Below are 13,824 nucleotides of genomic sequence, written 5' to 3'. Positions count from 1 at the left end.
GAAGGAGTGGGGGCAACAGCAGCTGCGCTGGTAGACTTATCCACAGTTGCTGGTAACAAAATCAGCAATCCGCCCTGGGTCAAATTTCAATCGGCAGGGTGGGTCAATTTTCCATCAGCGCCAACACTCACACTACTGGACGAAGGATTACGTGAGTCACTGCATAGGAAAGTGTTTCTCGGCTCGTTGGTCAAGAAAATGTTCCGACCCAAGGCGCGCAATGATGAGTTGAGCTATCTGTCGACGCAGGTAGTCTTCGAATACTTGCGGCTGCGTTTCGGCAAGTATGTAGATGGCTTGGTGTTCCCCTCCGTACAAACCGGCGAAGTGGGGACCAACGTCGTTCTGTTTCCTGAAGCTAGCCGACTTGCCGACAAGCCCCCGTCTAATCGCGCCCCAGAGGACGGACCTGCTCCGGTGGGCGCGAAACCGGAAAACCTATCTGGACCGCCGGCCAAATTGGCCGTCGTTACTGGCTCCATTCGATTTCACAAGATCATCGCAATTGAAACTAAGGCTAAGGAATACGACGATGTCTACGGTCTGTTCATGAGCGATTTAAACCGTCAACGCCTGGGTCTGGGCTTCGAATGAGTGAAGTGGTGATAGCCCATTCTATGGTTGGGATTTGGTTTCTCGGGAGCGGGAGGACTCCCAGCAGACGCTTTTCCTGCTTGTCGCGAGCGAGAAGATCGCAGCCTCGGGGTGACTGGCTGGTCCAAGAGGGATTACAGATGAATCTCCGTATGGCGGATACCGAGTTTTCGTAGCTCGGCAACCAAGCTATCAAGGTCGGAAAAAGAATCAATCTCTTCCTGATCATCTATCAGAAAGAAACTGCGGCCGGCATCCTTCTTGAACATCACGATCCATTCGCTGGTATTCGCCGGATTGGCCATGATCTGGGTATCAAAAATCACGCCTTCGGCAATTCTGACTTTCACGTTTTCGCGCTTCATTACCTTTCCTGTGCTGGCAAAACGGCCCGGTCAATATGGTGTTCCGCGGGCTTGGGCTGTTGGCACACACGTTAAACCTAGAAGCGGTGGATTAGACTCTCCGCACATTTGCTTATCACCGCGGAAAGGGGTACCCGTAACGAAGATTTTCTTCGCCTTGGAGAAATGTGCGAGCGTTTGCCTCCAACTGGTGGCAGGGGCGTGGTGCGCCTCATCGACAATGATCAGGTCAAAGAAATCAGCAGGCACTCGCTTCGTAAGCGCAGAGCTTCGGTCACTGTGAATCTGCTGGATACGCTCTTCTCGACCGACGCTAGCTGGTGAGCGCAAGAAGTTTACCGGCTTGCTATGAAGCACCGAAAGGCAGTCAGGCTGCTCTAGGATGGGCTTTATAGGCTTTTATAGTTAACTATAGAGCGATTATAGAATCTCATACTGTACGCATTATTTACGTTGTGCGCTTACGGCCCAGAGTGTGTAAAAACGCCCCGGTAGACCCTTGCTATGATTTCTAAGAATCTCACCGCAAGGGACGCCCATGAAACGGTTTATCCAGGGTGAACACCGAGGTCAAAGCACCTTACTTCCCGAAAGCCTCGACGACTACGTCAGCGATACCAATCCGGTTCGGGTGGTTGACGTTTTCGTCGATGAACTCGACTTGGCCACGCTAGGTTTTGATGGCGTCATTCCAGCCGAAACCGGCAGACCTGCCTACCACCCGGCGATCCTGCTGAAAATCTACATCTACGGTTACCTAAACCGCATTCAATCGAGCCGACGTCTTGAGCGAGAAGCCCAGCGCAACGTCGAACTCATGTGGCTAACCGGGCGTTTGATGCCCGATTTCAAGACCATCGCCAACTTCCGAAAAGACAACAGCAAGGCCATTCGCGGCGTCTGCCGCCAGTTCGTTTTGCTCTGCCAGCAGTTGGGGTTGTTTGGCGAAAACTTAGTTGCCATCGACGGCAGCAAATTCAAGGCAGTGAACAACCGTGACCGCAATTTCACCAGCGCCAAACTGAAGCGGCGCATGGAAGAAATCGAGGCGAGCATCAGCCGTTATTTGGCTGCGCTCGATGCGGCTGATCGACAGATTCCTAGCGCTTCCGCGCCAGACACTGCCAGCCTTGAAGATAAAATTGCCAAGCTCAAAGCGCAGATGAAAGAGCTTCAGGGGATCGAAACTCAGCTCAACGATTCCCCTGATAAACAGGTTTCGCTGACCGACCCGGATGCCCGTTCGATGATGACGCGCGGCAGCGGTATTGTCGGCTACAACGTGCAGACGGCTGTCGATACGCAGCACCATTTAATAGTCGCTCATGAAGTCACCAACAACGGTTCCGACCGTGACCAACTCAGTTCAATGGCGAAGCAGGCTCGTGAAGCTATCGGCGCAGAAACGCTGTCCGTGGTGGCTGACCGAGGCTACTTCAAGGGTGAAGAAATCCTTGCCTGTCACGACGCAAACATCACGGCCTACGTGCCTAAGCCAATGACTTCAAGCGCCAAGGCTGATGGCCGATTCAACAAAGATGCCTTCGTGTATGACCCGACGAAAAACGAATACACCTGCCCGGCGGGAGAGGCGCTGATCTGGCGATTCTCCAGCGTTGAGAAAGGCATGAATATGCACTGTTACTGGAGTTCAAAGTGCCAGAGTTGCACGCTGAAAACCCAGTGCACGCCAAGCACAAATCGTCGAGTAAGGCGCTGGGAACATGAAGCGGTGCTGGAGGAAATGCAACGCCGGCTGAACCAAGCACCGGAGATGATGCGGGTTCGAAAACGGACTGTTGAGCATCCCTTCGGGACGCTCAAACAATGGATGGGGGCAACGCACTTCCTGACTCGAAAACTGAACGGGGTGAGCGCGGAGATGAGCTTGAATGTGCTCGCCTACAACTTGAAGCGGGTGATGAAAATCATCGGCACCGAAGGCTTGTTGAAGGCGATGACGGCGTAAAAGCCCCAGCTTTTACTGCTCCAGGAGGCGCCACAGCGCTTTATACGCGCTCTGAAGCGTTACCGGCGCTGATCGTGGTAAATAATCGGGAAATCACCACGTCCAGGAGCAATGGGCTGAAGCACGCACGATAAGAAAGTGTTTTTACACACTCTGGGCCAGAAGCGGTCATTTCGGACTGCTCAGAGATGTTTCTAGCTGATCGAGAAAGATCACGTACACGATGTGGCACCTGTTGCCGGGTTGGGAGCACAGCCGTGATGAAGAGTTGCTCGGGAGTTGCGTCCTCCAGCTCCACCAGTTGCAGGCTGTTCTCCTCAAGATCGTCACGAACATCCCGGTAGGTGAGCATTGCTAGCCCCAGCCCCTGTTTGCTCGCGGTACGCACTGCTTCAACGCTATTCGCAGAGAACACGCCTTCCCCCTTGAAGCCGACTGTTTCCCCCTCCCGGAGGAAAGGCCAATGCGGCATACCGTGAAGCGCTATGCAGCGATGGCCATGCACAGGCTGAAAGATGCTCTGCGCAGCTGCAGTGGGAGGCTATTCATCGTGGCCTACAGAGGGTCACCGACTAGCACCGCCCTGCCTGTATCGCCCTCACACCCAGAGGGTGGAGACCAACTCAGAACAGCGGACTTGTCAGGTAGGTGGATGAGGAGGCGACGCTCCAAACACTCCGCCATCGCGCGCTCCGCCACGGCCTCAAGTTTGCCCGTATCCCAGGTGCCGATCTTGTAGCTGAACACATGCGCCTCCAGGTCTTCCCACTCGGCGTGATGCAGGATCGAGGCGACCGCCTCATGGCATGTATTGGTGGTGCGGCTGCAGTGAATTTTAACTGCGTTCGTTCCGGGAACCTGGTAGCCCGCAACGGTCTTCCAACTGCCCCAGATCACAACACCGTCCTGCTGCTCCTTGAAGATCAGAGGGGGGGATGGTGGTGTTTTCTATTGGGCTAGGCTTCGTAAACCAGAGTGCGAGGTAGGTCGCGCAGAGAGCTGAAGCGAGGGCGATCAGGAGCATGTGAAGGTAGCGCATGGTTTTGGCAGCCGTCCTGGCTGGACTCAATCCTAGAGCACCTTAAGCCATCGAGCTAATCGGCATAGCAGCCGTAAAGAGAAAACTGATACACGAGGCACGTCATATCCTAGCTGTCGATTTATCAAACTCACGAGTGTAGACTAAAAGTTTACAGCGTTTACACCGGAAAAGTTATTGCCATGCTTAAAGATGCTGAGATTAGAAATGCGCTAGTGCAGCATCTAAACACTAGGTATCCTCGACCAGCTCGTGTTATGCAAGAACTTCATGTGCACAATGGAAATGCCATTGCAGACGTCGTAGCATTTTATAAACAAATGCATTGCTATGAGATTAAAGGCGAGACGGACAGTATTCAGAGAATTCTTAAGCAAGCGGAAGTATTTTCTCATTCCTTCCCCAAGCTCACGCTAGTGCTCACATCCAAGCATGTTCGCTGGGCGCTGCGTAACCTACCAGAATATTGGGGCATTATGGTTGCGCTTGATAAGGGCGACCGAGTTGTATTCCGATATGAGCGCAAGGCATCCAACAACCCTGACTTCGTCACCGACAAGGCACTTATGATGCTTTGGCGCCAGGAGCTTCTCGATGTATCTGAGAAAATGGGAATAGCCTTAAAAAAATCTGGAAATCGCAATGATTTCGCAAAGACCCTTGGCTCTACAGTTAACAAGAATGATGCCTTAGCCCAGATCCAAAGCTCCATTCTTAATCGTACTAGCGCTTTCTTACGACAAACGTGATGTGGGCTGTAAGGGTTGCCTTAATCCAGCTACCTGGCGACCCCCCTTTCTTGGGTCGAAGTGCACTCTGATAGCTCCTTGCGTGAATATATTTGTCGCCATCGGAAAACTTAGCACCACGAAAATATGTGTTTTTAACAATATTATCTGCAATATCGAAATATTGACCGTACCCTTTGGGGTGCCCTTGAAATTGTCCTCCTCGCTCAGCGTAGAATTCACCTTTCGTCGTATAGAAAACCTTAGGAGCCATGTACTTAGGCATTAACTGGACAGGCAAGTCTGCCTCTGAAAATTCCGGACTGACCACACCATAGTCACCATAGTTAATAGCCGAGAGCGCTGGAATGGCTGCCAATTTTCTCCAAAGCTTATCCTCCAACCTTTCAACCATCATCGTGGTTTTAGTCTTCATTAGCTTAGTAATATTTGCAGGAATCACTGACCCAACGACTATGTAATGACTAATCGAAAACTGCTGAGCACATTGAGCGTGGAATTTCTCAATCGAATCTTTAAGCTCGTTAACATCGCCAGCACTTTCAATAATTCTACAATCAAATATGAGATAGGTGGTCGTCACGCCAACCTTAACAGCCTCAGACAAAACATTAGCTAGCTTCGACTTAAGCAAGTTAAAACTTTGAAAGTCCTCAGCCTGAAGCCGGATACCTAACCTATCGCACTTTTTCTTGCAAAATTCAATAGCTGCGACGTTGTGATCCGGCACCCGATCAAAAGCAACAATAGGAATAATATTGTAAGCCTCAAGCGCACCGAGAACATACCTGTACTGCTGGACTCCGTTCAAAAGCACGCTATCGTCAAGATCGAAATTATCTATAAAAAAATTCAGATCTGGAATTTTTTCTGAATGCGCAGCTAACTGCTTCTCGCCCTTACATAGCCTGTTCAATATATCCAGCTCAGTGTCTTGCCTTTCTTCCTTAGGAACATCAAAGAGGGGCAAAGTAAACCTTTGAATATCAGGATATATGGAGAATACCGCTTGAATCTCATTTTGCTTAAACTTCAGAAACGGAGCGTAATTATACATCCGCAAACCCCCAAAGTTTTTTAACGTCCACGGCACGATGACGACCGGGATAGAGTTTGTAGTCGTTAGCAGCAAATCTTACTAGACCCGCAACAATATCTGGATGAACCCCTAGAACTGCACATGTTTTCTCTAACAAAGAATCACTGTGACGGTTTTCATACAGAACGCGCCATTCACGGCGTGGGACAAAACATTCTCTAGCAAAGGCGTTCGCCTCTGCCTCCACGTCATCTTCTGCCGCTTCATCTAAATCATCTACGATTGGAGTATCGAGATGCTCATCATGGAGACAAAGATGTGCGAGCTCATGCACAAGGGTGAACCAAAAATTGTCGTAACGATTATATCGAAGCGTAATCCCGATCATTGGCCGGGCGCCCGGAAGCTTTAGTGCGCAGCCGTCCATTTTCATCGAGGTATAGCCAGGCTGGACTATCAGTACCACACCGTACTGTTCGGCCAGAATATCTGGCAGCCTGACAATACTTTCTGGATCCAGGCTTAATCGTATGATTCGACTGATATCATCCTGAGAGATACCTTTATACTGCGTATCCATCGTAAGTGAACGCCGCTTTGCTAGCGTGACAGAAGACGCAAGCCAAGCCTGGACTTTTGCCTCATGTGCCTGGGGATTCTTCCTATATAAAACGCCAGCCACTTCGACGGACTGAAACGCGAGCATTGCCAAATACTCTTGCTTCGACATAGTCGCCGATTTTCTCGACTCAATGTCTTTACTTGAAAGCTCTTCGCTAAACCGTTTGAACGCCTCAAATAGCGGTCGAGGTGATGCTTCAGAGCGCGGGGCAATGGGAGCGTCATCCCAAGGAGAGAAATCATCCTTGCTCATCACGCAGCTCCTTGCGCTATTGACTGCGCTACTGGCTCTGAGGCCTCGAAGTACCGAAGGCCATGGTAGTCAGCATCGATGCCGTAATCAGTCATGTTAAGGCTTCGGTAGTAGCCTTCTGACGATGGCAAAGAATGAAGCGAGAACCCAGGCCGATAGCCTAGGACATTGATAGAATAGTTTATTGCATGAACCAATAATTTTGTACCAACCCCAGAAAAACGGCGAACATAGCCGTTTCTTCCCCGGTTCCAATATGCCGCGGCCAGATAATCGACGTAAAAGATCCCTGAGCCATCTGTCTTACTTATTTTTGGGTGCTTGATAATACAAGCGGCCTGGACTTTACCGTCCGCCATAAGATAGAACCAAAAGTATTCCGCAGAATTGCATAGCAAGGGCGGCGGCAAAAACTGAGTGCAACACCTGACCTTTCCGGTACGGTGCTGCCCCTATGTCTTATTCCGAACTCAGCGTTGAAGAGCGCGCCACCATTCAAATCGGTCATGCCCAAGGCTTCAGCCTGCGTAGGATTGCCTGCTTGATCACCCGATCCCCTTCGACCATCAGCCGGGAGCTGCGCCGCAATCGAGATGCCTGCGGTGGCTACTCGGCCCGCGTGGCCCAGCAGCAGATGCACGCCCGCCGCCAGGTTTGTCGACCGATGCGAAAGCTGTTGCCGGGTAGCGAGCGCTTCGAGTTGGTGACCCATATGCTGCGTGAGCGTTTGTCTCCCGAGCAGATTGCCGGCAAGCTGCGCAGCATGAACATTCCCAGCCTCAGAGATGCCTACGTCTGTCGCGAGACGATCTATAACGCGATCTATGCCTTGCCGGTCGGCGAGCTGCGTAAGGAGCTGATCATCTGCCTGCGCCAAAGCAAGACGACGCGCAGACCGCGTTCTGGCGGCGTGGATCGGCGCGGACAGATCCCTGAGATGGTCAGCATTCATGTGCGCCCGCCGGAGATCGAAGACCGGTTGATGCCGGGGCATTGGGAAGGCGACCTGATCAAGGGTAAGGCCAACGCTTCGTCTGTAGGCACGCTGGTGGAGCGCACCAGTGGCTACCTGATGCTGGTGAAGATGAATGACGCGACGGCGACCTCGGCGATGGAGGGCTTCAGTGCAGCGCTCAATGGAATGCCGCTGGCGATGCGCAAGAGCATGACCTACGACCAGGGTCGGGAGATGGCACGGCATGCCGAGATTACCCAGAGCACGGGTGTGGCGATCTTCTTCTGCGACCCGCACAGCCCTTGGCAACGCGGCAGCAACGAAAACATCAACGGTCTGATCCGCCAGTACCTGCCCAAGGGAACGGACTTGTCGGGACACAGCCAAGAACAGTTGGATGCCATTGCCTTGCAACTGAATATGCGCCCCCGTAAACGCTTCGATTTCAAATGTCCGATCGAAATGATGAGTGAGGTGATGCACAAGGCCATGGCTATGCGGCACGATGCGCCCACTTCAATTCAATAACCGTGTTGCACTCAGCTCCTGCAACCGCCAAGGCTTTTTTAGCCCATGCCCAGTGATGGTCATTTAGCTGATAGGCATCCAGCAGCTCATCCCATTTAGCTGGATCATCCAACGCCCCCGGATTCTCTGCTATCAGTTGTCCGAAAAGCCTTGCTTTCTCCTCGCCCCAATCCACGTCAAGACTGATCGTGGCGCGAAGGTCAATACCATCGGAGATGGTGTACGGGATGTCTTTACCCGTGTGTAGGCACTTTAATGTTTGCATGCGGCCCTACGTCCCTGAACGGCTCTTTGAATGAATATAGCAAATTGCCAGCAGCGAACAATATGCCACCATCCATTGTGCGCGACTCATTATTTGACGTGTGAAAGCACAATAATGCTTGAACGGAGGTATAACGCCGGCCCCGCAGTGAGTTGCTGAATCGCGTCCCCTTCCTCGCAGACGTACACTTGCGACGCACCAACCCGTCACAACCCGAGCCGTCCTTTCAGCCGCTCTAGCCATGTCGCAGGCTTAGGCTGTACCTGGGCATCCTTCCACTCCGGCAGGTCTACGTTCTCACCCTGAGCCCGAGCCGCCTGGTGCAGTGCCTTCGCTCGAATATCTCGATTGCGAACTGCATTAATCGCCTCTTGGGACATGTCGCCAGCCCAAACGACCCTCCCGGATCGCACCCAGTAGTGTGATCGGCAGCGGAACGACCAATTACCTATCGAGGGCTTCAACGAAACCGTCTCGCCATCAAAGGACATCTGCCAGTCGGTCGGAGAGAATGGCGTGATCACCTTGTTGCCGCATCCACAGGCACACAGATGCACCGCAGTGGCGAACTCCATTGCCAGGTAGAGCTCACCTGGTTCGAGCCTCTCCGGGAATTGCTCTACAAACTGCGGGGTGAGGCGACGAATTGTCATGGCCTCTCCTCGCTGTTACCCATTTCGTTCAGGTTGGTCGAATAGGTGATGTGACTCGCCTGGCTGTTATCGGAGTAGAAGCCGCAGAGACGCTTCCAAACTCCAATGGCTAGCATCCCGTTTTGGCCGTTCAGATCAGCGATCTGGATGTTCGAGCGGTAGATATCCTCACCGTCATTTTCGGTTAGCGGCATCGTCCGATCAGCATGATCATGGTGCTCAGGAGTAAGCGCGGTCACCCGGCACGTTCCCCAAATCTGCTGCGTCTCGCCGACCAAGTGAACGCCCATGCCTACATCGATCAGCGTGGTCTGTGTCCCCTTGAGTTCCTTCACCACCAGCTTGCGTGCCTCAGTGTTGTCGATGCAAAGGAACACATAGTCAAAGGCACGAAGCTCACCCACTTTGTCCGCAGTGACCATGCACGCGTGAGGAGTGATATGGCGGTGCATTTCGCTGTAGACCTCATACAGGTACTCCACCTTCGTAATACCCCGCTCCAGTACCGCGAACGGCACAGCCCCGGGGAAACGAAACGCGTTGTGCTGCTGTAGGGCATCGCCGTCAAACAGATGGATCTCAGCCACAGGAGTCTTCGCCACCTGATCCACGATGTACGCACCTGTACCGCCCAATCCCACAATCGCAATTTTCAGCCGTTTGAGCTTCTCGGTAGGCATACCGATACCTGCTCGCGCAGAGGCTGTATCGGTATATACAAACACCGACTCCTCCGCGTCCGACCGGATGGGCGAGAAGGTTTTTGCGGTGACATCCTTGTCGAGAGCATTGGCTGGGCCAGACAGCATGGCCACGTACAGCGACACCTTCTCGTAGTAGCTCGCGTAATTTCCAGTGCGAGGTTTGGCAGAGAAGTAGTGGTTCACTGTCAACTCGGGCAGCAGCTGCTGCTGGTTGCTGTTGTTGATGATCTGCTCAAGTGGTCTCCCCTGTGAGTCACAGGGGATATGGCCAATGAAATATGCAGTGTGATCGCTGGGGCTCTCTGCCACATCAGCAGTGAGGTTGAGCGTCATGACCAGCACGCCTTTGCAGACCTGGCGCTGCGCACTCACATAGGGAACCTCACGAACCAGCAGGTAAGAACCCATGACTTCGAGGTTGTACCCTTCGTTGCGCAAACGCAGGAGCTGCGGACTACGACTTATCAGTTGGTGTGACATTGAAGTGCATCCCCTTCTTGATACGGACGATCTGGCCTTCAACCAGGTTGGTAAGCGAGTTGCCTTCAAAGCCCTTGGCGTAGGTCACCGTGAACTGAGCATTGGGCGAAGGCACCGCGTCGGGATAGGCGAGGCGTACCACCTCCCAGTAGCTGAGGTAGCGGGAGTGGAGGAAGGTAGGCAGGGTGTTCACGAAGACCTTGATGTTGATCTCGACTGCAGCGAAGTGCTCCGCCCCAGGGCGAGCCAGGTCGAACAGTTCATTGTCTTCAACCAGCTCATCGTCCTCGCCGGGGATCACAAGGAAGACCTCATATTTATGAGCGTCAACGCCTGCAAGGTGCTTCAGAGTGCGGCCTGAAATGCGCTGGCCTCCCCAGTCCTGCGAGCGACCATCGATGAAGAAGCGGAACGAGCGGTCGCTCTTGAATGCCAGGAATTTCTCGATCCCTGCCTGGCGCAAATCGGTCGTCTCGCTCGGGCTGAGCAATTCGAGATGACCATTGGCATACATCTGGTAGAGCAGGTACTCGTCGACTGGGCGCAGTCCCGCTGCTTCCAGTACCTGTTGCCCGGTCGGAACCGGATCAGTGATTACCAAAGGCCGGTAGTCCAGGTTCTCGTTACCCACCTGGATTTTGTACGGCCCGTGCTCGCGAACTACGCGGCCAGCCGATACAGCAGCGGCCACGTCCTCCACGTCAAGCTCGTTCAACTGAGTCATGGTAAAGCCCTCTTGCATGAGTTAGACGGTGGTGTTGTCCAGTCGGACAACACCACCGCCCATAAAAACGACCCTCAGGTCGTTGTCCAGACAGACAACAGTGGACTTCAAAAAAAAGCCGCTTATCATTGAACATGAAACGCAGCTGTTGTCTGGCTGGACAACAGACTACTCCCGCCTTCGCGGGCAATGCAAGCGGTTGGAGAAAATAATGGATTTGGCGGGGTTCATCGCATCCATGCGTGAACGGCAAGAGCTGAGCTTTCGTGAGCTGGAGAAGCGTGCTGGTGATCTGGATCACGCATACATCTGGAGGCTAGAGAAGGGCAACAAGCAGGCTCCTTCCGACGATGTCGTATCGCGGCTGGGCCAGGCTCTAGGGTTAGGGATCCGGGAGGCTGAGGTGTTTAAATTGCTAGCTAAGCCTGTAACCCTCGACGACGCGCTCTACCGCCTGATGATGTTGCGCGAGGACATCCCCTGGGAGGACTTCGAGGACGTTGCAACCATGAGTTTCCGCGGTGAGCGCCCCAACACTGAGGAAGCCTGGCTCAAGCGGATCGAGCTCATTCAACAGATGTAGGGCGAGGATTTTCATGGACGAAAACATTGCGGTCGCTCGAGCTCGAAAGCTCCTGAAAGATGCCGGTATTACAACGGTACCTGTCGATGTGGAGGCCCTCGCTTCCTTTCTGGAAATTCGGGTTGCTAGAGCGGAAATGGCAGAGGGTGAAGCCGGCTGCACCGTTATGCGTCGTGGAAAAACCTGCATCTGGGTCAATCAGGATGACAGCCCCCTGCGTCAGAGATTCACGATCCTCCATGAGATCGCCCACCACGTTCTCGGTCTCAAATCCAACCATGAAGAAAAGGTTCCAGCTGCTGAGCTGGAACACTTTACTGGCCGACCTCCTGAAGAGGTGCTTTGCGACATATTCGCCGCTGAGTGCTTGGTGCCCTGGGGGGTGATTCAGCCTCTTGCTGAAGAGCAAGACTTCACACTTGAGTATCTCGCGGAACTGGCTGAACGGTTTCAGGCGTCCCGATCCTGTGTCGCCTCCAGATTTGCACAGGCCTCTGGAGCCCACCTGGCGTTTGTCGTGGCCGAGGAAGGAGTCGTCAAGTACGCCATCACCTCGAAGACACTCAAAGAAGCTCGGGTTTGGATATCTAGGGACATTCCATTGCCCAAGAACTCCGCAGCTGCAAAGGCCATCATGTCCGGCGCCAGTGGCTTTCATGAGACTGATGCGGAGGGCCTGGACTGGAGCAACAGTGATGATGCCCGCCGATTTGCCTGCTATGAGCAAGCAACCTACCACGCACCTACTAGACAGACTCAGTCCATCCTCGTTTTCGAGGAGCTTGAGCAGCGCCCGGCATACAGTGGCAATCACTGTATCCAGGATGACCGTGATTACCTGCTAGAAGAACTCGACGGCTACCCTGGATGGTCGAAGCCTCGGCACTAACCCTTTCTAAGCTAGGCCTAAGCAAGTACCTTTAGAGGCCCCAAGCCTCACATTAGTATTAAAAGCAGCGGCTGCTTTTGGCCGATTCTGTTGAAAAAGTAGCGGTCTCCCCATGCCGTTGGCAAAATTGCTTTGTCAGCGAGCGTGGGGGCGAACAGCATGATGGGACAGCTACCGGGAGGACAGCAGCGCCTGTTCTACTCGTTCAATCTGGAAGATCACGTCCCGGCCCAACATCTCCTGCGCAGCATCGACCAGTGCTTGGATCTCAGTGATCTACGTGCCTACCTGGCAGATTTCTATAGCCCCATCGGGCGTCCCTCGATTGACCCGGAGTTGATGGTGCGCATGCTGGTCGTCGGCTACTGCTATGGCATTCGTTCCGAGCGGCGATTGTGCGAAGAGGTGCACCTGAACCTGGCCTATCGCTGGTTCTGCCGGTTGGGTCTGGAAGACGAAGTCCCCAATCACTCGACCTTCTCGAAGAATCGCCATGGGCGTTTTCGTGACAGCGATCTATTCCGCTGGTTATTCAATGAGGTGCTGCGGCGCTGCATGGCAGCCGGCCTAGTCAAGGGTGAAGGTTTCGCCGTCGACGCCAGCATCATTAAGGCGGATGCCAGCCGGCAACGTGGGGTGGCGGGAGATGAGGTCGATTGGAACGATCCGAAGCTCAGCAGCCGCGCAGTGCGCGAGTACCTCGAAGCCCTTGATGAAGAGGCGCTGGCTGAGGCTCTTCCCAAGAAAATTTCGCTCACAGATCCTCAGTCCCGTTGGACAGCAGCGCCAGGTGGCCCGGCCTTTTTTGCCTACTCCACGAATTACCTGATCGACACTGAGCACGGTGTGATCATGGACGTGGAAGCTACCCCGGCGCACCGTACCGCCGAAGTCGATTCGACCAAGACGATGGTCGAGCGTGTCGAAGCGCAGTTCGATCTCACACCGGAACGCCTTATCGGCGATACCGCTTATGGCACCGCCCCGATGCTGGCCTGGATGGTCGAAGAAAAGGACATCGAACCGCATGTGCCGGTGTGGGACAAGACCGAGCGCAAGGACGACAGCCTCTCCAGTAACGACTTCCACTGGAATCAGGACGCCAATGAATATTGCTGCCCAGCCGGCAAACCGCTACGCAGTGAATGGCGCGCCTTCACCCAGCAAAGGTCGCGGGTAACTAAGGCCAACACCGTCATTTACCGCTCCAGCCAAACCGACTGCGCCACCTGCCCGTTGAAAGCGAAATGCTGCCCCAACACACCGAATCGGAAGATTGTCCGCAGCATGCGGATTCCACGCTGACTCGGACACCCATTCCACGCACATCCGGACAGTGATTCCACGCTGATCCGGACACTCATTCCACGAGCATCCGGACACCGATTTCACGGCCATCCGGACACTTTTCAGG

Annotated in this window: 14 protein-coding genes and 2 pseudogenes; 7 read left to right on the top strand and 9 right to left on the bottom strand. The window is 53.6% G+C overall.

Annotated features, from left to right (window positions below):
- Nucleotides 1-594: RES domain-containing protein (locus HBN63_RS20670; protein ID WP_170050721.1), on the top strand; the 594-nt coding region annotated here is incomplete at its 5' end.
- A gap of 134 nt (nt 595-728) precedes the next feature.
- On the opposite strand, the gene HBN63_RS20665 is transcribed toward HBN63_RS20670, so the two are convergent.
- Nucleotides 729-959 carry a hypothetical protein gene (locus HBN63_RS20665; RefSeq protein WP_170050720.1) on the bottom strand — a complete coding sequence of 77 codons (231 nt, stop codon included), beginning with the start codon at nt 957-959 and terminating at the stop codon, nt 729-731.
- A gap of 30 nt (nt 960-989) precedes the next feature.
- Nucleotides 990-1,316: a DEAD/DEAH box helicase family protein gene (locus tag HBN63_RS20660; protein WP_345940506.1), complete on the bottom strand. Its 327-nt coding sequence runs from the start codon at nt 1,314-1,316 to the stop codon at nt 990-992.
- A gap of 181 nt (nt 1,317-1,497) precedes the next feature.
- Here HBN63_RS20660 and HBN63_RS20655 point away from each other — a divergent pair, with 181 nt between their 5' ends.
- The gene (locus HBN63_RS20655; RefSeq protein ID WP_170050719.1) at nt 1,498-2,928 is read left to right on the top strand and encodes an IS1182 family transposase; all 1,431 of its coding nucleotides are present in this window, start codon (nt 1,498-1,500) and stop codon (nt 2,926-2,928) included.
- 168 nt (nt 2,929-3,096) lie between these two features.
- On the opposite strand, the pseudogene HBN63_RS20650 reads toward HBN63_RS20655, so the two are convergent.
- Nucleotides 3,097-3,424, bottom strand: a pseudogene (locus HBN63_RS20650) (LysR substrate-binding domain-containing protein); the annotation flags it as partial.
- Nucleotides 3,425-4,149: 725 nt separating this feature from the next.
- On the opposite strand from HBN63_RS20650, the gene HBN63_RS20645 reads away from it, so the two are divergent.
- The gene (locus tag HBN63_RS20645; RefSeq protein ID WP_170050717.1) at nt 4,150-4,716 is read left to right on the top strand and encodes a sce7726 family protein; all 567 of its coding nucleotides are present in this window, start codon (nt 4,150-4,152) and stop codon (nt 4,714-4,716) included.
- Here the strand turns inward: HBN63_RS20645 and HBN63_RS20640 are convergent.
- On the bottom strand, nt 4,691-5,773 hold the full coding sequence (locus HBN63_RS20640; protein ID WP_170050716.1) for a hypothetical protein: 1,083 nt from the start codon (nt 5,771-5,773) through the stop codon (nt 4,691-4,693). The genes HBN63_RS20645 and HBN63_RS20640 overlap by 26 nt on opposite strands.
- Nucleotides 5,766-6,629: an ImmA/IrrE family metallo-endopeptidase gene (locus HBN63_RS20635; RefSeq protein ID WP_170050715.1), complete on the bottom strand. Its 864-nt coding sequence runs from the start codon at nt 6,627-6,629 to the stop codon at nt 5,766-5,768. Before HBN63_RS20635 ends, HBN63_RS20640 begins: the two co-directional genes overlap by 8 nt.
- Nucleotides 6,630-7,083: 454 nt before the next feature.
- Here HBN63_RS20635 and HBN63_RS20630 point away from each other — a divergent pair, with 454 nt between their 5' ends.
- Nucleotides 7,084-8,112, top strand: a complete 1,029-nt coding sequence (locus tag HBN63_RS20630) for an IS30 family transposase (RefSeq protein WP_170050714.1) — start codon at nt 7,084-7,086, stop codon at nt 8,110-8,112.
- On the opposite strand, the gene HBN63_RS20625 is transcribed toward HBN63_RS20630, so the two are convergent.
- The 4 genes from HBN63_RS20625 to HBN63_RS20610 form a co-directional block, all read right to left on the bottom strand.
- Nucleotides 8,078-8,377, bottom strand: a complete 300-nt coding sequence (locus tag HBN63_RS20625) for a hypothetical protein (RefSeq protein ID WP_170050713.1) — start codon at nt 8,375-8,377, stop codon at nt 8,078-8,080. The two genes, HBN63_RS20630 and HBN63_RS20625, sit on opposite strands and share 35 nt — an antisense overlap.
- Nucleotides 8,378-8,583: 206 nt before the next feature.
- On the bottom strand, nt 8,584-9,030 hold the full coding sequence (locus tag HBN63_RS20620) for a DUF6527 family protein (RefSeq protein WP_170050712.1): 447 nt from the start codon (nt 9,028-9,030) through the stop codon (nt 8,584-8,586).
- A complete protein-coding gene (locus HBN63_RS20615; RefSeq protein ID WP_170050711.1) occupies nt 9,027-10,214 on the bottom strand; it encodes a ThiF family adenylyltransferase in 1,188 nt (395 codons plus the stop codon). Before HBN63_RS20615 ends, HBN63_RS20620 begins: the two co-directional genes overlap by 4 nt.
- Nucleotides 10,189-10,938, bottom strand: coding sequence for a multiubiquitin domain-containing protein (locus HBN63_RS20610; RefSeq protein WP_170050710.1), 750 nt, complete (start codon nt 10,936-10,938; stop codon nt 10,189-10,191). The genes HBN63_RS20615 and HBN63_RS20610 overlap by 26 nt, the downstream gene beginning before the upstream one ends.
- 100 nt (nt 10,939-11,038) lie before the next feature.
- Here HBN63_RS20610 and HBN63_RS20605 point away from each other — a divergent pair, with 100 nt between their 5' ends.
- The 3 genes and pseudogenes from HBN63_RS20605 to HBN63_RS20595 all read left to right on the top strand — a co-directional run.
- Entirely contained in the window at nt 11,039-11,521 is a 483-nt protein-coding gene (locus HBN63_RS20605) for a helix-turn-helix transcriptional regulator (protein ID WP_345940505.1), read from the top strand.
- A 13-nt stretch (nt 11,522-11,534) separates the two neighbouring features.
- A complete protein-coding gene (locus tag HBN63_RS20600) occupies nt 11,535-12,410 on the top strand; it encodes an ImmA/IrrE family metallo-endopeptidase (protein ID WP_170050709.1) in 876 nt (291 codons plus the stop codon).
- 159 nt (nt 12,411-12,569) lie between these two features.
- Nucleotides 12,570-13,700, top strand: a pseudogene (locus HBN63_RS20595) (IS1182-like element ISCfr1 family transposase); the annotation flags it as partial.
- Nucleotides 13,701-13,824: the final 124 nt, after the last annotated feature.

The organism is Pseudomonas sp. WS 5011, from assembly GCF_012985775.1.
Taxonomy (GTDB): domain Bacteria; phylum Pseudomonadota; class Gammaproteobacteria; order Pseudomonadales; family Pseudomonadaceae; genus Aquipseudomonas; species Aquipseudomonas peli.
The sequence above is the reverse complement of the archived record's forward strand: the minus strand, read 5'-3'. Positions and strand labels throughout refer to the sequence as shown.